The organism is Zunongwangia sp. L-65 (assembly GCF_056859415.1).
The window spans coordinates 178,423-196,972 of sequence record NZ_JBSXOK010000059.1 but is presented as its reverse complement, the minus strand read 5'-3'; the positions used below and the strand labels follow the sequence as shown (position 1 = coordinate 196,972).

Sequence of the window (18,550 nt, the reverse complement as noted above, 5' to 3'; positions counted from 1 at the left end):
AGGGCAAATATAACCAAGCTCAGGTAAATTAAATGTTAAACATCGACTCCATTTATATTCAATTCAATATATTTATAATATCAATTTAATATCAATTAAAATTACTAATTATGACACAGGAAAAATCTTCATCACCCTCAAATGGGTATTTTATGCTATTCATTTTTATCATATTATTCTTCGGAAGCATTTTTGGGCTTATAGCATTAAAAACTACCTGGTTTATTCTTGGAATCGTACTGGCGATTTTTCTTGCCCCGGGTTTTATCCTGGTAAACCCTAATGAATCCCGTGTCCTCCTTTTATTTGGAGACTATCGCGGAACTGTGAAAAAAAACGGACTATTTTGGACGAATCCCTTTTATACTAAAAAGAAAATTTCCTTACGCGCCAGAAACTTTGATAGTGAGCGATTAAAAGTCAACGATAAACTTGGAAATCCTGTGATGATAAGCACCATTCTGGTTTGGCGTGTTAGGGATACGTACAGAGCTTCTTTTGATGTTGACAATTTTGAAAATTTTGTGATAGTACAAACCGATGCTGCCGTTAGAAAACTGGCAAGTATGTATCCATACGACAATTTTGCCGACGAAGGCTTAGATGAAGATATCACGCTTAGAAGCAGTATGAACGAAGTAAGCGATGCTTTGGAAAAAGAATTGGAAGAGCGCCTTGAAATTGCCGGGATAGAAGTACTAGAGGCACGTATTGGTTATTTGGCCTATGCCAATGAGATCGCTAGCGCCATGCTTAAAAGACAGCAGGCAACGGCTATTGTTGCTGCCCGTCATAAAATTGTTGAAGGAGCAGTTAGTATGGTTGAAATGGCTTTAGATGAATTAGGAAAAAAAGAAATCGTGCATTTAGATGAAGAACGCCGTGCAGCAATGGTAAGTAATTTAATGGTCATTCTTTGCGGTGACAAAGATGCTTCGCCTGTGGTAAATGCCGGAACGCTAAATCACTAATTTAATTTATGCGAGTATTTAAAGAAGAGCAACGATTTACACAGTGGTGGCTTATCCTAATATGTTTAATTTCGGGGATTGGTATTCTTCTAAGACTGCTTTCTATTGAAGACATTTCAGAAAACTTATCAATAGGTAAACTGATTGGACCTATTGTTGGTTTATTGGTATGTGTTGGCATTCTCTTTGTAAAACTGCATACGAGAATCGACAAATTTGGAATTCAGGTTTGGTTTAGCCCTTTTAGCTTTACTAAAAAAGCATTTAGCTGGAAAGATCTGGAAACTGCCCATACCAGAAAATACAATGCATTTAGCGAATTTGGTGGCTGGGGAATTCGGGTTTTTAGAAAGCACAAAGCTTATAATGTAAAAGGCGATAAAGGAATTCAGTTAAAAACCAAAGATGGGAAATACTTTCTTGTTGGAACGCAGCAATTAAAAAACGCAGATCGCGTAATTAATAGATATTTTAATATTCAGGAATGAAAAAATTTGTTTTCATATTATCCATTTTCAGTATCAATTTTTGTTTTGCTCAGTTTGAAGATAAAGATATAGAGATCAATAAATATGTTCACGGAACCTTATGCCTTTCTACTGAAGAAACTGATATTGCCGCAGTAATTATTCCAGGGTCTGGCCCAGCAGATCGTGACGGTAATAGTCCTGCCTTTAATAACCATTGTTTAGAAATGCTGGCGCATGGTTTAGCTAAAAATAACATTGCCAGTTTTAGGTACGATAGAAGACTCTTAAGATTAAAAGAGCTCCAAATAACGACAGCCAATCTTTCGTTTGATGATTTTATTGAAGATGCCATTACCGCAGTAAACTATTTAAAAAATTCATTAAATTATAAAAAGATAGTGGTTATTGGCCATAGCCAGGGTTCTTTAGTGGGAATGATTGTGGCTAAAGATCGTGCTTCAGGATTTATTTCTATTGCAGGGCCTGCAAATAAAATAAGCGAAAAAATAGCAGCACAACTTAGCAAAAAATCACCCGAACTGGCTAACACTACAAGAGCAAAATTTAAGGAGCTACGAGAGACCGATACCATAAAACAAATAGAGCCCTTTTTAACAGGTATATTTAGACCATCCTTCTTGCAATTTTTAAAATCCTGGGATCAATACGATCCCAAAGAAGAAATCCAAAAACTGGATATTCCCATTTTAATTGTAACGGGAACTAAAGATATGCAAATAAGCCCTAAAGATGCGGAAGAATTAAAAGCTATGGTAAGTAATGCCGAATTATTACTTTTGGAAAACATGACCCATATTTTAAAATATGATACTGAAACGAGGAAAAATGAAGAGGGAGAATTAGTTTTGCATCCAGATTTGGTTCCTGCATTAACAAAATTCATCCAGGAATTATAGAATATGAGCAAGAAAAAAGCATTTGCATTACGGGTAGATGAAGACATGCTAAAAGCTGTTGAGAAATGGGCTTCAGATGAATTTCGAAGCACCAATGGGCAGATTGAGTGGATGCTAAGTAAATGTTTAAAAGAAGCAAGTAGACATCCTAAAAATAAAAACAAAGAAAACTAATGAAGTATAAAATTGTCTTTTCAGACATCGACGGCACACTTTTAAACAAAGAAAGAGAGCTTTCTCCGCTTACCATCCAAACAATAAAAGAAGTAAAAAAACAAGTCCCCGTAGTATTAATTTCGGCAAGAATGCCAGATGCCATGTATCACCTTCAGGAAGAACTGGATATTAGAGAATCACCTATAATCGCTTATAACGGCGGGCTGGTTTTAGTAAACGACCAACCTATTAGTTCTGTAGAAATCCCCATGGATATGTTAAAAGCAATCCACCAATTCAATACTGAAAATAATCTAAATGTTCATTTAAGTTTATATTATAACAATGAATGGTATGTACCGCAAACAGATTTTTGGGCCCAACGTGAAGAAAATAATACCAAGGTAAGTCCACAAATAAAGTCGAATGCTGAAGTGATTGAAAAATGGACTACAGAACATAAAGCACCGCATAAAATTATGGCGATGGGCGAACCGGAAAAAATTGACGAGATCAGTGAATTTTTATCCAAAAATTATAATGATGAACTTCATTTTTACCGTTCTAATAAAAACTACCTTGAAATCGCCAATAAGAAAATTTCAAAATTCTCTGCAATTGAATATTTGTTAGCACACCATTTTAATATTTCTAAAGAAGATACTATTGCTTTTGGCGATAATTATAATGATGTAGAAATGATTGGAGGCGTTGGTATGGGCATTGCCGTGGCGAATGCTCGCCAGGAAGTCCTGGATGTTTCTACAGCAGTTACTGCCAATGCCAAAGAAGATGGTGTTGCGCAAAGTCTCCAAAAATTATTTTCGTTATAAATTCAATACAAAACTAAAATTAGGCAGGTAGAATATAATTTGTATTTTGCTTGCAAATCTAATTCTATGGAAGAAATGCCGGTTTTTACAAACGATGCAGTAGTCTTTGGACTGCTAATGATTTCCCTTGGTTTTGTCTTTTATACCTCGTCGATCAAAACAGGATTTTGGGCGAAATTTTATAAAATCGTTCCCGGTGTATTAATGTGTTATTTAATTCCGGCAATTCTCAATTCCGCAGGTCTAATTGATTCTTCGGTTTCTAACCTGTACTTTGTAGCTAGCAGATATTTGTTACCCGCCTCTTTGGTTCTAATGACTTTAAGTATCGATTTAAAAGCAATTTTTAATTTGGGTCCAAAAGCTCTAATCATGTTTTTTGCGGCTACAATCGGAATTATTATTGGTGGACCGATCGCGATTTTACTAATTTCTGCTGTTTCTCCAGATACTGTTGGAGGCGCAGGCTTCGATGCGACCTGGCGTGGTTTGTCTACCCTTGCCGGTAGTTGGATTGGCGGTGGTGCCAATCAGGCAGCCATGCTGGAAATTTATCGGTATAATCCCGAAAAATATGGAGGGATGGTTTTGGTAGATATTGTGGTAGCTAATCTTTGGATGGCTATCGTTCTATTAGGGGTTGGAAAAAGTGACCGTATCGATAAATGGCTTCAGGCAGATAACTCGGCGATAACACAATTAAAGAATAAAGTTTCAGCCTATTCAGAAAGTGTAAAACGTATTCCCAGCCTGGCCGATTTTATGATCATACTTGCTTTGGCATTTGGTGCTGTGGGAATTGCGCATTTTGGGGCCGATGAAATTTCAAGTTTTCTGGTAAGCACTTTTGATGTCTTCCAGGATAAAAAAAGTTCCCTTGCTTCATTTTCTTCAGAGTTTTTCTGGATGATCACCATTGCTACGGCTATAGGTATCCTGCTTTCTTTTACAAAATTCAAGCAATACGAAGGTGCCGGAGCTAGTAAAATAGGAAGTATTTTCATTTATATTCTGGTAGCTACTATAGGAATGAAAATGGATTTAGGGGCTGTATTCGACAATCCGGGATTAATAGCAATTGGCCTGGTTTGGATGACAATCCATGTGATCATTTTATTGGTAACCGCAAAACTTATAAAAGCTCCATATTTTTTCCTTGCCGTGGGAAGCCAGGCTAACGTTGGTGGTGCCGCATCGGCACCTGTGGTTGCTGCTGCTTTTCATCCTTCATTAGCTACAGTTGGTGTATTATTAGCGGTATTTGGTTATGTAGTAGGAACCTACGGCGCGATATTATGTACTATTTTAATGCAACTTGCCTCAGGAAGTTAAATAAATATCCAAAGTAAACTATCTTAGGGCAGCCAATGGGAGCATTTATTAACTTTTTTTTTGAAGCATCAAGATAGCCATATGAAAAGAAATAGAGCTTTAAATCTCGATGATCAAGTAAATTTCAGAAAAACCAAAACTCAGTATTGTTAACTATATTAATTAAAGAATTCCAAATTTTAAATCTTCAAATTTGATTAGAAAAATAGAAAATTATAAGATATTTGCGCTGCTTAAAAACCTATACAACACAATGAAAAAAATTAGCTTACTTTTACTTACAGTTCTTTCCATTATTGCCTGTTCACAAAAAGAAACCAATCTAAAAGTTTCCGGGAACATCAAAGGACTTAAAAAAGGTACGCTTTATCTTCAGATGATAGAAGATACATCTTTAGTAAACGTGGATTCTGTAACTATAAACGGTGATTCTAATTTCCTTTTACAGGCGAATATTGATAGCCCACAGATAATGTATTTGTATTTGAACAAAGTTGATAATTCTGAATTTGATGATCGTCTGGATTTCTTTGCTGATGAAGGAGAAACAAAAATTAATACCTCTTTGGAAAAATTTGAGTCGGATGCAAAAATAACCGGCTCTAAAAACCAGGAAAAGCTAGTGGAATATCGTAAAATGATGAGTCGTTTTAACGATAGTAATCTTGATATAATCAAAGAAAATTTTGAAGCGCAAAAAGCTGAAGACGAAGAAAAACTGATTGAATTAGATAATCGCTATGAGCGTCTTTTAAAACGAAAATACCTTTATACGGTAAACTTTGCCTTAAATAATAAAAACCTGGAACTGGCTCCTTATTTAGCCTTATCTGAAGTGTTTGATGCAAATATTAAATATCTGGATACGATCTATAATTCCTTAGAAAAGGACGTGCAGAAATCAAAATACGGAAAACAGCTAAAGCGCTTTCTTAAAGAACGACGAAAGGAAGAAAAATTAGAAGAAAAAATAGAAGCCGATAACGAAGAGAACAATTCTTAATCCTTCTAACAAACTAAAAATCAAAAGCCGCATCTAGCGGCTTTTTTGTTATATAACCATATGATTTTCACTACCAATCTTTAAGAGAAACTTAGTACAGGATAAAAGTGCTTTTATTAACTTTGGGAAAAAGGTGTATATGATTTCAAAACCCAATCCTAAAGATAAATACGATTTAATTTGTGTAGGCGGTGGTATTATGAGTGCTACTTTAGCACTCATGACTAAAATTATCGATCCTGATGCCAATATTATTATTTTTGAACGTCTTAAAAAAGTAGCCCAGGAAAGTACAGAGGCCTGGAATAATTCTGGTACCGGACATTCTGCTTTTTGCGAACTCAATTACACACCGCAGCAAAAAGATGGTAGTATTGATATATCCAAAGCAAAGCAAATATTTAAGCAATACGAGCAATCAAAACAGTTCTGGTCGTATTTGTTAGAAAATAACATGTTGAAAAATCCGAAAAGTTTTATTCATTCCCTACCGCATCATAGTTGGGTCACAGGACAAGATAATGTTGATTTTCTTAAAAAGAGACATGCTGAAATGACTAAAAGCTTTATGTTTTCAGCAATGAAATTTTCTGAAAAACCTGACGAACTCGAAAATTGGTTTCCGTTGATTATGAAAGATCGCAACCCCAGCGAAGCTATGGCTGCGACAAGAATGGAATTGGGAACAGGAGTTAATTTTGGGAATTTAACCGAGCAATTTTTTAGAATCCTAGAAGAAGAATATAAAGTCCCCATACTGTTAGATCATGAAGTTTTGGATATCGATCCAGATGGTAAAAATGACTGGCTTGTAGAAGTAAAATACAACAAAACAGGTTATAAAACCTATTATGATAGTCAGCATGTGTTTATTGGTGCAGGTGGTGGCGCGCTCCCCCTACTCCAAAAAGTAGAGATCCAAGAAAAAGAAGGTTATGGAGGTTTTCCGGTAAGCGGACAATGGTTATTTTGTAAAAATCAGGAAGTTATAGAAAAACACCATGCTAAGGTATACAGCAAAGCCGGTCCTGATGCACCACCAATGTCTACACCACATCTTGATAGCCGCTATATCAATGGAAAAAAACAATTACTATTTGGTCCTTTTGCCGGTTTCAGTACAAAATTTTTAAAAGAAGGCTCTTATCTGGATTTACCCAAATCATTAAGATTTGATAACCTGCCATCAATGTGGGGCGTATTTTGGCATAATATTCCGCTTACCAAATATTTATTGGAACAAATTAAAATGGATCATGAAGATCGCATGAATGAGCTTAGAACCTTTGTCAAAGATGCGAAATCTAACGAATGGGAATTAAAAGTAGCCGGGCAACGTGTACAAATTATCAAAAAAGATAAAGAACAGGGCGGTACCTTAGAATTCGGCACTGATGTGGTGCATTCTAAAGACGGAAAAATTACGGCGCTTTTAGGCGCATCGCCAGGTGCCTCAACCGCTGTTCACATTATGATCGATGTTTTAAAAATTGCTTTCCCAGAGAAATTAAAACAATCGGCCATAAAACAAAAACTAGACGAAATGATCCCATTTTGGAACAGAGAAATTACCGAAGAAAATAAAGAAGAATTCAGAGAAATTCAGAAAAAAACATCTGAATTATTAGAGCTGGATGTCCTGCATTAAACTAGTAAAATTAGACTAGAGATAAGAGAGCATAGATAATAGAATCAGGTGTAAGAAGCAGTATTTAAGATATTATTTTAAAATAGTGAGTAGTGAGAAATTAGAAAATAGATTTTACAATAGAGACTTTTAATTCACCTTGAACCTTGAAAACTAAAGGAATCACATAAAACAAAAAACTCCTTCGAAAATTCGAAGGAGTTTTTTATTTAGAGCCGATGGAGGGACTCGAACCCACGACCTGCTGATTACAAATCAGCTGCTCTAGCCAGCTGAGCTACATCGGCATTACTCTTTTTATTAAAGAGCGTTTACTTTTTCAATAAGCTTTTCAGCTTTCGCTTCCAGTTCTTTCTCTATAGCTTTAAAATGCTGAGATTTATTCTCTACATCTTTTTGGTTGATCTTTACGATTAATTCGTCAAAATCTGCTATAGCTTCGTCAACTATGGCTTCAGTCTTCGCTTTATCCTCTTCTGGGTTAGCTTCCTGGTGAATGTATGCTGCTTCGATGATATCACCAAATACATTATTCACGTCTCTTTTCAGTAATCTTTTACTTGCCATATCGAACAATTTCGGCTGCGAATTTAAATCATTTTCTTAATATAAAAACACTTTTTCAGAAAAATTTTTATCGCTTCTAATTTTTTATTCTCCTTTGTAGCTTACAAAATTTCTGGGGGTTTCATATAATGTAACCTGTAAATCCAAATTCTCCCGTAATTTCTCTCGTAACTTGTTCCAAATCACCACCGCGATATTTTCAGCCGTAGGATTTAAAGTTTTAAATTCTTCAACCTCAACATTCAGGTTCTTATGATCAAAAGGCGTTTCTACTTCGGTATAGATTAAATCTTTTAAACGCTTAAGATCCATTACAAAACCTGTTTCTGGATCTACTTCTCCGGTAACCGACACGGTAAGTTCGTAATTATGACCATGATAATTAGGATTGCTGCATTTCCCAAAGACTTCAAAATTCTTTTCGTCGGTCCACTCCTTTTTAAAAAGTCGATGGGCAGCATTGAAATGAGCTTTTCTATGTACGGTTAGCCTCATTACGAAATATGATTATAATATTTATCAAAAATGATTTTAAACCACTCGGTATACACCCCGGGATTTACTTTCATATCTTCTTTAACGTCTTCTAAGCTTACCCACTTCCAGGCATTCACTTCCTCTGGATTAGGATGGGGATCTTCATCATATTGCCCTACAAGAATATGATCGTATTCATGCTCTGTCAACCCATTCTCAAACGGTGCTTTATAGATAAAAGAAATGGTATCTTTTAAATCTGTAGTAAACCCCATCTCTTCCATTAATCGACGTTTACCAGCTTCTATGTTCGATTCTCCTTCCCTTTGATGGCTGCAGCAGGTATTGGTCCACTGTCCTGGTGTATGATATTTAGTAAGCGCCCGCTGCTGCAACATAAGCTCACCTTTTTTATTAAACACAAAAACCGAAAATGCACGATGTAGTAATGCTTTTTCATGCGCTTCAATTTTTTCCATTAAGCCGATTTGCTCGTCTTTTTCGTTCACTAATATTACCTGATCTGTTCCCATCATAAAATTTAGAGCTCCAAATGTACAAAATCGTCTTTATCTTAAAAACAAGTATTCTGAAAGCCAAAATTCAATATTAGTCAATCAGTATTAAATAGAACGCACAATCCATGTTTAAAATTCCTTAAAATAATAGTATTTTTGCGCCTCAAATATCGGTAGATGAAAACTTTTCAGAAAGAATTACGACGTAGAAGAACATTTGGTATTATCTCTCACCCCGATGCGGGTAAAACCACATTGACTGAAAAACTCCTTCTATTTGGAGGTGCAATTCAGGAAGCAGGTGCGGTAAAATCTAACAAGATCAAGAAAGGAGCCACCAGTGACTTCATGGAAATCGAGCGTCAGCGTGGGATCTCGGTAGCTACTTCGGTTTTGGCATTTGAGTATAAGGATATTAAAATCAATATTCTGGATACGCCGGGGCACAAGGATTTTGCTGAAGATACTTTTAGAACTTTAACCGCAGTGGATAGTGTGATCGTGGTAATTGATGTAGCAAAAGGGGTTGAGGAGCAGACAGAAAAACTTGTGGAAGTTTGCCGTATGCGTAATATCCCTATGATCGTTTTTATCAATAAACTGGATCGCGAGGGTAAAGACGCCTTTGAACTTTTAGATGAAATTGAACAGAAACTGAATCTAACGGTGACTCCGCTTTCTTACCCAATTGGGATGGGTTACGATTTTAAGGGAATCTACAATATTTGGGAGAAGAACGTCAATCTTTTTACCGGTGATCCAAGAAAAGATATTGAAGATACGATAGAAATTTCAGATTTAAGTTCTTCAGAATTAGATGACCTTATAGGCAATACAGCTGCTAATACGCTTAGAGATGAGTTAGAGCTTGCCCAGGGTGTTTATCCTGAATTTGATAATAAGGCCTATCTGGAAGGTCGTTTACAACCGGTATTTTTTGGGTCGGCTTTAAATAATTTTGGCGTACGTGAGCTTTTAGATTGTTTTATTGAGATCGCTCCACCACCAAGGCCAAAAGAAAGTGATATTAGAGTGGTAGAACCTGCTGAAGATAAATTTACAGGCTTTGTTTTTAAAATCCATGCCAACATGGATCCTAAACATCGCGATCGATTGGCATTTATAAAAATTGTATCTGGTAAGTTTGAAAGAAATAAAAATTACCTTCACGTTCGTCACAACAAAAATTTAAAATTCTCTAGCCCAAATGCTTTTTTTGCTGAGAAGAAAGAAATTGTAGATACCTCTTATGCCGGAGATATTGTGGGACTTCACGATACTGGAAATTTTAAAATTGGGGATACTCTTACTGAGGGTGAAACTTTAAATTACCGCGGAATCCCAAGTTTTTCGCCAGAGCATTTTAGATACATTAACAATGCCGATCCTATGAAATCTAAACAATTAGAAAAAGGGATTGACCAGTTGATGGATGAAGGTGTAGCCCAACTTTTTGTACTAGAGTTTAACGGTCGTAAAGTTATTGGAACTGTTGGAGCTCTTCAGTTTGAAGTTATTCAATACCGTTTAGAGCACGAATATGGTGCCAAATGTACTTATGAAAATCTTAATGTCTTTAAAGCTACCTGGGTAGAAGCAGAAGACGAAAAGAGCGAGGAATTTAAAGATTTTAAACGAGTGAAGGCGAAATTTCTGGCAAAAGATAAACAGGATCAGCTGGTATTTTTAGCTGATTCCCAGTTCTCTTTGCAAATGACGCAGCAAAAATACCACTCGATTAAGTTTCATTTTACTTCAGAATTTTAGGCTCTATGCTGCTTTTCTCTCAATTGAGTTTATCGTTAAATGAAGTAAAATTGCTTACTAAACCATATACTATTATATGCCTTCCCGTTTAGGGAGTTAAAAAATAATTGCCTAAATCACGTAACTTAGTCGGAAATGACCGGGAATAGCTGTTTATTTACTATATTTTCGACATAAAGCTAAATTATGGAAAGTATCGACAAGTTTGTCGCTGATTTTGCCTCTGCGGTTTGGGGATTACCTTTAGTAATCCTGTTAATTGGAGGGGGTATATTTTTATTGATCTATTCTAAATTTTTACCTTTTCGCTATTTGGGTCATTCTATAGACCTTTTAAAAGGAAAATACGACGATCCCAACGATCCTGGTGAGATTAGCCATTTTCAGGCGTTAGCCACGGCTTTAAGCAGTACGGTAGGCATGGGTAATATTGCCGGTGTTGCTGTTGCGATTGCCGTTGGCGGTCCGGGTGCAGTTTTTTGGCTATGGATAAGTGCTATCGTAGGAATGGGCACTAAATTTTTCACCAATTCCCTGGCGGTAATGTATCGCGGTAAAGATACTGAAGGTAAAATTCAGGGAGGCGTGATGTATTTTATAACGGAAGGCTTAGGCCGAAATTGGAAATTTCTAGCTATATTTTTTAGCGTGGCAGGATTAATTGGTGCGCTACCTATTTTTAACGTAAATCAACTTACCAAAGCAATCAATTCAATTTTACTGGAACCTAATGGCATTGCAACAGGAGATGTCTCTAATTTTTCTATTGGTGTAGTGTTAACCATCATTACTTCAATCGTAATTTTAGGTGGTTTATACCGTATTAGTCGTACGGTTTCAAAATTGGTACCCGCAATGGTCGTACTTTATTTTTTATCAGTAGTGGCGATTTTGGCCATCAATTTTGAACAACTTCCAAAATATCTTTCTTTAATTTTCACTGATGCCTTTGCCGCAAATAACTATAAAGGTGATCCGCTTTTTGGCGGACTTTTAGGAGGGTTGATTCTACTCGGAATTCGTAGAGGTGCATTTTCTAACGAAGCCGGTATTGGGACTGCTACAATGGCCCACGGTGCCAGCAAGACCTCACAACCAATCCGTGAGGGATTGGTAGCGATGCTTGGACCCGCTATAGATACACTCATTGTTTGTACCCTAACCGCGCTTACCATTTTGGTAACTGGTGTTTGGCAAACCAGTGAAGCCAGCGGTGTAGCTTTAACGGCTAAAGCTTTTGGAAATTCGATCCCGGTTTTTGGACCTTATTTGTTACTTATTTGTATTGCTGCTTTTAGTATTTCATCGTTGTTTTCTTATTCTTATTATGGCACCAAATGTCTTTCTTTTTTAATTGGGGCAAAACACAAACACTGGTATAACTATTTTTATATTATCAGTATTATGCTTGGCGCCACTACAGAACAAAGTATTATTCTGAATCTAATTGATGGTTTCTTTGCCCTTATGGCCATACCTACTATGATCTCTACCTTAATATTGGCACCAAGGGTGTTGAAACAAGCCAAAATATATTTTAAACAATATCAGTAAATCAGGTCCTTTTTTTAGAACAACCCGAGACCGGTGTAAATTATACCCACGAAGACAGATCTATGAGATAACTCTTAGAAAATTCCCTTGTATTTTGGTGTAAGATGATGTTGCCCAGATTGCGATATAAATACCGAACGAAAACTCAGACAATGACCAAAATAGTTTCAAAAATATCACCAGGAATTCAGCGTACTAAATTACTTCCTCTTTCGTTTCAATTTGAAAAATTTCTACCTGTTTTCCAGTCATTTTTTCTAGTAAATCGGTTTTACGGAGTGCACCCCATATTTCTAATTCAGGATCACTATGGGTACTTATAAGTAAATTTATTTTGTCACTGGTATTATCGATTTCCAGTTTTTTTACGTTCTGATAATGACTTCTATCCAATCCGTCAGCAAGTCTAAGTATTGCGGAAAGTTTCTTAACTCGACGGCGTAATTTTTTACTTAGTTTCTTATAAGGTTTATGACGTTTATGTGGCGTCGATTTTCGATGATATCGTGCCACGTTAGCCATGATATTTATCTCATCCTCATTGAATCCCAACAAATCTGAATATTTAATAAGATATAACGCATGTTTATGGTGTTTTCTATAGGAAATATAATAACCAATATCATGCATTAAACTTGCGTATTCCAGCAGTTCTCTATCCTGTTCCTTAAGGTCCATTTCTTTTTTGAATACATCAAATATCTGCATAGCGAACCCTGCTACGTGCTTAGAGTGATTTTTAGCCCAATTGCATTTGCGTAATAATTCATAAACACTTCTCTGGCGTGGATTTTCAAAATCCGCGACAAGATCAAGATGAAGTTCCTCTTTTTTGTTATTAATATAATTGATAATCATCCCTTCCCTAAGGGCGCCTTCAGATATTTTAATATTTTCAATGGGGCAGTCCTCAACAAGGAATTTTAATAGTACCATTCCGGGATTGATGATATCCACACGCTTTTCTTCCAGATTTTTTTCTTTTAGTCTTCCTTTTTTGTCAAGTTTAATAAATTCATGATAAAAATCAATAAACGAATCTTTTTTAAAGGTCAGTTCATTAAGCGTTCTTGCTGCCGTTATATCATTTCTCCCCGCTATCATCTCGGCAATATTCTCCATAGTTCCAGAAGAGCCGATAATCGTTTTTACCCCATGTTGCTTAGCCAGCTCGATGACTTCAGTTAAGCTATTACTATAATGGTTTTTCAATTTCTTAATGGTATCTACTTCTATAGGATCTGAATCTACAAAGGCAGCTGCCATTCTAGCTACGCCTAGTTTTAAACTATTATAGTAGACAAAGTCTTCGCGATTACCAATAATAAATTCAACACTACCACCACCAATATCAATCATCAGCACCATCTCATCCTCAATAACCACACTATGCTTTATAGCCAGCCCAATCATTTCAGCTTCCATTTTACCCGATATCGCCCTGATCCTTATTCCTATTTCGTCTCCTGCTTCCTTAATAAAATCGCCACCGTTTTTGGCCTCTCTAATCGCACTTGTGGCATAAGCCAGAATTTGCTCTACATTATGGCTATCGCATAAAAATTTGATTCTTTTTAAAGCCTCAAGTCCACGATCCATCGCCTGCCTACTCAATCGATCTTCCATACCTTTCTCGGCAAGACTTACCATTTCTTTCAGTTTATTGACCGTACGAAAACTACCATCAGGGTAAATATCTACGAGTACTGCATGAAAAGAATTTGTCCCAAGATCTATTGCAGCTATTCTTTTAGTAGGTTGGGATGGCGATGTAGTCATATAATATTTTTCAGGTAAAAATTAAACTCATATTCATGTTCAACCTAAAGATAATCAATTATTATTTGTAAAAAGAAAAACCCACAGTTCTCGCTGTGGGTTGGTAGGATAAAAATTTATCTTAAGCCTGTCCTGTAGGACCAAAATTCATAGGAATTGGCGTTTTTTCATAATCTTTTATTTCGCCATGTTGTTTTTCAAAACGCTCTACATTATCTGCTAGAGCTTTTAAAAATCGTTTGGCATGCTGTGGCGTGAGGATAATTCTACTTTTTACCTTACTCTTTGGTTTTCCCGGCATGATATTCACAAAATCAACTACAAATTCTGAAATAGAATGGTTAATAATAGCAAGGTTAGAGTAGGTTCCTTCAGCAACAGCTTCATCTAATTCGATATTAATCTGGCCTTGTTTTGGCTTCTTTTCTTCACTCATTATTTATAAAATTATACGTTCTTACGCAATGATAGGCGATGACGTGATTTTGGTATTCTTTAAGAAAAACTAAATTACGAAAAATCCCTCGAAACCATTTTACTTTTTGTTTTATATGTTGAAATGGCTTTTTAAATTTAGCCGAGAACCATTTTCAAAATATTTTCGGCTACATTAATCTTTAATTTTTAGGCAGCATTTATTTAGAATTGAGGTTGTAATAAAAATTTTTATACTAAAGAGACCATACTGTGATATGCAACTGAACTTTAAACCCTTCCAAACTTTCATCAATCATAATACAACTTTAAAAACGAGAATAAGGTATACTGACTCCACAATAGCATCTTTAGAATGTAGCAATTATGAAATTAAAGCAAGAGTAATGGGCTCACGCCAGTATGAAGTATTTATAGAGTTTAATCCTAATGAGGTCATTGCTGCCAAATGTTCATGCCCTTACGACCAAAGTGGTTATTGTAAACATATCGTACATGTGCTGGTAAAAGCTGATAAACTGTTACAGCAAGGCTATCATTTACCTGAAATTGCCCCTAACAGTAATAAGCCAGATCCCCGGATTGATCTCAAGCAAGAAGGAAAAACCTATATTATTTCGCATCAGCACCTACTACAATTAACAAATTTAGATATTGAAACCATCTGTGTAAAAACCGGAAAAAACTTGTGGCAAAATTTAGAAATTATTGAAGCGCAGATGACCCCTAATAAATTTATTGCCAAAATCAAATACTCCTACATCAAAGATTTTCATCTTCATATTGTTCAAAATAAAGATGCCTTACATTTAGAATGTAGTTGCTCCAATAGATCCCCTACCCTAATTTGCGAGCATCTTCGCACTATTTTGCTAAGAATCATTAATCAAGAAATATTTCAATTGCCTTTTGATGAAAAGCTTCGTTTTCAATATTTAAAAAACCAAGCAAATAAAGATGGATTAGAAAAAATACAAGATCTGGACGATATTTATCAAATTTCACTTTCCTACGACAGGCTATTTATTAAACCAAAGTATAGTTTTTTATCACTTTCTCCTTCAGAGCTTTCAAATTTAAAAAGAAACTTACTCCCTGATTTTGAGGTCCCAAAAACTATGTCATCTACAACCAAGCAGGAATTTATATTGGCTGAAAATTATATGGATTATGGATTACAATTTAAGTTAATGGAAGCTCCATTATCAAAAAACGGTAAGATGAAGTCCCCCATAAGAGCCGTAAATTTAAAAGAAAAATCTAAAAGTCTTTCTACGCCAGAGGAATTCTTATTTATGACTATGCTGTTTGAACAACAGGATGAATCCTTATCTTTTAACGACCACCTGGCCATACTTAAAAATCCATTGGACTTACCATTTTATTACTATGAATCCAGCTGGCGTGAAGAAAAAATTACTCCGGGAAAAATAAAGCTTGTTAAGTTTTTTATGGAAGAGCTACAAAGTACGGTGAGCGTCACAAAAAAGGAAGGCTTTTATTCATTAAAATTAAGATTCATCATAAAAGGCGAAACGCATTATTCTACCGATTTAAAACAAATAGGGAACTATATCCAAATAGCAGATAATTTTTATCTCTTAAAAGGACCATTACTTCAAAAACTATTTACGTTTTTCAGTAAAAATAAACATGATATTTTTTTACCCGCCCAAAATTTCGCCGATTTCAAGAAAGGATTTCTGGATCCGCTAGAGCATATCTTAAGTGTGGAATACAGTTTTATCAAAAAAGCACCCAAAAATTTGATACGTGAGCAAGCGCTGGATCAGGTTACCGAACAAAAAATATATCTTTCTGAAGCTGATGACTATATACTGATCACCCCGGTAATTTGTTACGGTGAAATAGAGACTCCCATTCTTTCGAGACAAAATATGTATGCAGAAGATGACAACGGGAAAATGTATGTAATAGAGCGTGATGTGCCCCAAGAAAATAAGTTTAAAAGAAATATACAGACGCAACACCATTCTTTCGAAGATGCCCCCCAAACAGAGTTTTATTATTTGCACAAACAGGAATTTCTGGAAGAAGGATGGTTTGTTAATGCATTTGAGGCTTGGCGTGATCTTGGCTATACCATTTTGGGTTTTAAACAGTTAAAAAACAATAGCCTAAACCCACACAAAATAAAAGTACAAGCTTCTGTAAGCTCTGGTATTGATTGGTTTGATATCCACACCGATATTACCTTTGGCAACCAAGAGGTAAGCCTCAAAGAAATTCGTAAATCTGTGGTTAATAAAAAAAGATTTGTATTACTGGGCGATGGCACAAAGGGATTTTTACCTAACGAATGGATCGAAAAGTTTAGCAGATATTTTAGATCAGGAGAAATAAAAGCCGATTCCATACGCGCCCCTAAATCACAATTTTCATTTTTAGACGAGATGTTCGAAAAAGAAACTCTCTCTCCTGAAGTAAAAATAGAATTGGAAAGTTACCGTGAAAAGTTAGCAGATTTTCATTCCATAGCAAACGTAAAAACACCAAAAAAATTAAAAGCTAATTTACGAGATTACCAGAAAGAAGGCTTAAACTGGCTAAACTTTTTAGATGAATTTGGATTTGGAGGGTGCCTTGCAGATGATATGGGATTAGGAAAAACCATCCAAATACTGACCTATTTTCTTTTACAGCTAGAAAAAGGAAATAAAAGGCCTAACCTGGTAGTGGTGCCAACTTCGTTATTACATAACTGGGAAATAGAAATCATGAAATTCGCCCCCCACTTAAAGTATACAATCATTTATGGAATTGACCGTAACACTAAAGAGATTGCATTTGAAAATTACGCCCTGCTTATTACTTCTTACGGTATTATGCTAAACGATATAAAAATTCTAAGGGAAATTAATTTTAATATTATCGTGCTAGACGAATCTCAAGCTATTAAAAATCCAGCTTCAAAACGCTATAAAGCGGCTAGGTTATTAAAGGCCAGACAACGCATCGTTGCCACGGGCACCCCAATAGAAAATAATACATTCGATTTATATGCTCAGCTTTCCTTTGCCGTGCCGGGATTATTTGGGAACGCCAGACAATTTGCTGCAGATTACTCTACCCCTATCGATAAATTTCAAGATGAGGCCCGGGCAAGAGAACTTCAGCAAAAAATAAAACCATTTATTTTAAGGCGCACCAAAAAAGAAGTTGCAACCGAATTGCCTGAAAAAACAGAAATAGTGGTCTATTGTGAGATGGGAAAAGAGCAGCGCCGAGTTTACGACACCTATAAAAAAGAATTTCAGGACTATCTGGAAAGTAAAAATGATGACGACCTAAAAAACTCCAGTATGCATATTTTACAGGGATTAACAAAACTGCGACAAATCTGTAACAGTCCGGCTTTACTTTCGGACAATGAGTATTATGGTGAAGAATCCGCTAAGCTGGACGAGCTGATCGATCAGGTACTACAAATATACAGGGAACATAAAATACTTATTTTCTCCCAATTTGTGGGAATGCTGAACCTTATAAAAGAACGGCTGCATAGGGAAGGTATTAAATATGCCTTTTTAACAGGCCAAACACGGAATCGCCAAAAAGAAATTGCATCCTTTCAGGAAGATGAAGAAGTCAGGATATTTCTTATTAGTTTAAAAGCCGGTGGAACAGGATTAAATTTAACCGAAGCAGAATATGTTTTCATCGTAGATCCATGGTGGAACCCGGCAGTAGAAAATCAGGCGATTGACAGGGCTTACCGGATTGGACAAATCAATAAAGTAATTGCCCTACGTATGATTTGCACAAATAGTATAGAAGAAAAAATACTAGAATTACAAGATCGTAAAAGAAAGTTAGCCGAGGATATTATCCATACTGACTCCGGTTTCTTTAAACAACTAAACAAAACCGATCTAATGAATCTTGTGTAATTTACCTCAAAAATGAACATATTGAGTTATTAGAAGATACCTATAAAAATAATTTTCGTCAACCATAATTTGTTTTCAGGTTCTACTACTATAGGTGATTGATTAGGAGGATGAGCTTGCGAATGAATTCAGAATATAAATTTTTAAATATTTTTTAGACAATCACTATCTCTAGATGGGATTCTTCTGGATTATCAAAAATAAAAAACCTC

Annotated in this window: 16 protein-coding genes and 1 tRNA gene; 11 read left to right on the top strand and 6 right to left on the bottom strand. The window is 35.8% G+C overall.

Annotated elements, in window-relative coordinates:
* Positions 1 to 110 precede the first annotated feature (110 nt).
* From AC13DP_RS10085 to mqo, 8 genes are all read left to right on the top strand, one after another.
* The gene (locus AC13DP_RS10085; protein WP_013070676.1) at positions 111 to 971 is read left to right on the top strand and encodes an SPFH domain-containing protein; all 861 of its coding nucleotides are present in this window, start codon (positions 111 to 113) and stop codon (positions 969 to 971) included.
* An 8-nt stretch (positions 972 to 979) separates the two neighbouring features.
* Positions 980 to 1,459 (top strand): hypothetical protein, encoded by a 480-nt coding sequence (locus AC13DP_RS10080; protein ID WP_483067729.1) that lies wholly within the window; start codon positions 980 to 982, stop codon positions 1,457 to 1,459.
* Positions 1,456 to 2,358 (top strand): alpha/beta hydrolase, encoded by a 903-nt coding sequence (locus AC13DP_RS10075; protein ID WP_483067728.1) that lies wholly within the window; start codon positions 1,456 to 1,458, stop codon positions 2,356 to 2,358. Before AC13DP_RS10080 ends, AC13DP_RS10075 begins: the two co-directional genes overlap by 4 nt.
* 3 nt (positions 2,359 to 2,361) lie before the next feature.
* Positions 2,362 to 2,532, top strand: coding sequence for a type II toxin-antitoxin system antitoxin (locus AC13DP_RS10070; protein WP_013070673.1), 171 nt, complete (start codon positions 2,362 to 2,364; stop codon positions 2,530 to 2,532).
* Positions 2,532 to 3,347: a Cof-type HAD-IIB family hydrolase gene (locus tag AC13DP_RS10065; RefSeq protein WP_272957280.1), complete on the top strand. Its 816-nt coding sequence runs from the start codon at positions 2,532 to 2,534 to the stop codon at positions 3,345 to 3,347. Before AC13DP_RS10070 ends, AC13DP_RS10065 begins: the two co-directional genes overlap by 1 nt.
* 66 nt (positions 3,348 to 3,413) lie before the next feature.
* Positions 3,414 to 4,679 (top strand): DUF819 family protein, encoded by a 1,266-nt coding sequence (locus tag AC13DP_RS10060; protein ID WP_228252430.1) that lies wholly within the window; start codon positions 3,414 to 3,416, stop codon positions 4,677 to 4,679.
* Between the two features lie 253 nt (positions 4,680 to 4,932).
* Positions 4,933 to 5,682 (top strand): DUF4369 domain-containing protein, encoded by a 750-nt coding sequence (locus tag AC13DP_RS10055; protein ID WP_228252429.1) that lies wholly within the window; start codon positions 4,933 to 4,935, stop codon positions 5,680 to 5,682.
* A 139-nt stretch (positions 5,683 to 5,821) separates the two neighbouring features.
* Positions 5,822 to 7,330: a malate dehydrogenase (quinone) gene (gene mqo / locus AC13DP_RS10050; RefSeq protein ID WP_228252428.1), complete on the top strand. Its 1,509-nt coding sequence runs from the start codon at positions 5,822 to 5,824 to the stop codon at positions 7,328 to 7,330.
* A 213-nt stretch (positions 7,331 to 7,543) separates the two neighbouring features.
* On the opposite strand, the gene AC13DP_RS10045 is transcribed toward mqo, so the two are convergent.
* The 4 genes from AC13DP_RS10045 to idi all read right to left on the bottom strand — a co-directional run bounded on the left by AC13DP_RS10045 (position 7,544) and on the right by idi (position 8,907).
* Positions 7,544 to 7,617: transfer RNA gene (locus AC13DP_RS10045), tRNA-Thr, on the bottom strand.
* A gap of 13 nt (positions 7,618 to 7,630) precedes the next feature.
* Entirely contained in the window at positions 7,631 to 7,897 is a 267-nt protein-coding gene (locus tag AC13DP_RS10040; protein WP_013070668.1) for a hypothetical protein, read from the bottom strand.
* Between the two features lie 84 nt (positions 7,898 to 7,981).
* Positions 7,982 to 8,392: a 6-pyruvoyl trahydropterin synthase family protein gene (locus tag AC13DP_RS10035; RefSeq protein WP_013070667.1), complete on the bottom strand. Its 411-nt coding sequence runs from the start codon at positions 8,390 to 8,392 to the stop codon at positions 7,982 to 7,984.
* Positions 8,392 to 8,907, bottom strand: coding sequence for an isopentenyl-diphosphate Delta-isomerase (idi, locus tag AC13DP_RS10030; protein ID WP_041578712.1), 516 nt, complete (start codon positions 8,905 to 8,907; stop codon positions 8,392 to 8,394). Before idi ends, AC13DP_RS10035 begins: the two co-directional genes overlap by 1 nt.
* A 162-nt stretch (positions 8,908 to 9,069) precedes the next feature.
* Between idi and AC13DP_RS10025 the strand changes: the two genes are divergently transcribed.
* Both AC13DP_RS10025 and AC13DP_RS10020 read left to right on the top strand, forming a co-directional pair.
* Positions 9,070 to 10,659: a peptide chain release factor 3 gene (locus AC13DP_RS10025; RefSeq protein WP_228251873.1), complete on the top strand. Its 1,590-nt coding sequence runs from the start codon at positions 9,070 to 9,072 to the stop codon at positions 10,657 to 10,659.
* 186 nt (positions 10,660 to 10,845) lie between these two features.
* Positions 10,846 to 12,213, top strand: a complete 1,368-nt coding sequence (locus AC13DP_RS10020) for an alanine/glycine:cation symporter family protein (RefSeq protein WP_483067727.1) — start codon at positions 10,846 to 10,848, stop codon at positions 12,211 to 12,213.
* 195 nt (positions 12,214 to 12,408) lie between these two features.
* Here AC13DP_RS10020 and AC13DP_RS10015 read toward each other — a convergent pair whose 3' ends face one another.
* Together AC13DP_RS10015 and AC13DP_RS10010 are read right to left on the bottom strand one after the other, a co-directional pair.
* The gene (locus AC13DP_RS10015; protein ID WP_483067726.1) at positions 12,409 to 13,992 is read right to left on the bottom strand and encodes a Ppx/GppA phosphatase family protein; all 1,584 of its coding nucleotides are present in this window, start codon (positions 13,990 to 13,992) and stop codon (positions 12,409 to 12,411) included.
* 121 nt (positions 13,993 to 14,113) lie between these two features.
* A complete protein-coding gene (locus AC13DP_RS10010) occupies positions 14,114 to 14,428 on the bottom strand; it encodes a DUF3467 domain-containing protein (protein WP_013070662.1) in 315 nt (104 codons plus the stop codon).
* A 385-nt stretch (positions 14,429 to 14,813) separates the two neighbouring features.
* Here AC13DP_RS10010 and AC13DP_RS10005 point away from each other — a divergent pair, with 385 nt between their 5' ends.
* The gene (locus AC13DP_RS10005; RefSeq protein WP_483067725.1) at positions 14,814 to 18,338 is read left to right on the top strand and encodes an SNF2-related protein; all 3,525 of its coding nucleotides are present in this window, start codon (positions 14,814 to 14,816) and stop codon (positions 18,336 to 18,338) included.
* Positions 18,339 to 18,550: the final 212 nt, after the last annotated feature.

What these genes read in the sequence shown, in the direction of transcription:
- AC13DP_RS10015 (WP_483067726.1), bottom strand. Translation starts at nt 13,992, where the DNA reads ATGACTACATCGCCATCCCAACCTACTAAAAGAATAGCTGCAATAGAT.
- AC13DP_RS10070 (WP_013070673.1), top strand. Translation starts at nt 2,362, where the DNA reads ATGAGCAAGAAAAAAGCATTTGCATTACGGGTAGATGAAGACATGCTA.
- AC13DP_RS10005 (WP_483067725.1), top strand. Translation starts at nt 14,814, where the DNA reads ATGGGCTCACGCCAGTATGAAGTATTTATAGAGTTTAATCCTAATGAG.
- AC13DP_RS10075 (WP_483067728.1), top strand. Translation starts at nt 1,456, where the DNA reads ATGAAAAAATTTGTTTTCATATTATCCATTTTCAGTATCAATTTTTGT.
- AC13DP_RS10080 (WP_483067729.1), top strand. Translation starts at nt 980, where the DNA reads ATGCGAGTATTTAAAGAAGAGCAACGATTTACACAGTGGTGGCTTATC.
- mqo (WP_228252428.1), top strand. Translation starts at nt 5,822, where the DNA reads ATGATTTCAAAACCCAATCCTAAAGATAAATACGATTTAATTTGTGTA.
- idi (WP_041578712.1), bottom strand. Translation starts at nt 8,907, where the DNA reads ATGGGAACAGATCAGGTAATATTAGTGAACGAAAAAGACGAGCAAATC.
- AC13DP_RS10040 (WP_013070668.1), bottom strand. Translation starts at nt 7,897, where the DNA reads ATGGCAAGTAAAAGATTACTGAAAAGAGACGTGAATAATGTATTTGGT.
- AC13DP_RS10025 (WP_228251873.1), top strand. Translation starts at nt 9,070, where the DNA reads ATGAAAACTTTTCAGAAAGAATTACGACGTAGAAGAACATTTGGTATT.
- AC13DP_RS10035 (WP_013070667.1), bottom strand. Translation starts at nt 8,392, where the DNA reads ATGAGGCTAACCGTACATAGAAAAGCTCATTTCAATGCTGCCCATCGA.
- AC13DP_RS10010 (WP_013070662.1), bottom strand. Translation starts at nt 14,428, where the DNA reads ATGAGTGAAGAAAAGAAGCCAAAACAAGGCCAGATTAATATCGAATTA.
- AC13DP_RS10065 (WP_272957280.1), top strand. Translation starts at nt 2,532, where the DNA reads ATGAAGTATAAAATTGTCTTTTCAGACATCGACGGCACACTTTTAAAC.
- AC13DP_RS10085 (WP_013070676.1), top strand. Translation starts at nt 111, where the DNA reads ATGACACAGGAAAAATCTTCATCACCCTCAAATGGGTATTTTATGCTA.
- AC13DP_RS10060 (WP_228252430.1), top strand. Translation starts at nt 3,414, where the DNA reads ATGGAAGAAATGCCGGTTTTTACAAACGATGCAGTAGTCTTTGGACTG.
- AC13DP_RS10020 (WP_483067727.1), top strand. Translation starts at nt 10,846, where the DNA reads ATGGAAAGTATCGACAAGTTTGTCGCTGATTTTGCCTCTGCGGTTTGG.
- AC13DP_RS10055 (WP_228252429.1), top strand. Translation starts at nt 4,933, where the DNA reads ATGAAAAAAATTAGCTTACTTTTACTTACAGTTCTTTCCATTATTGCC.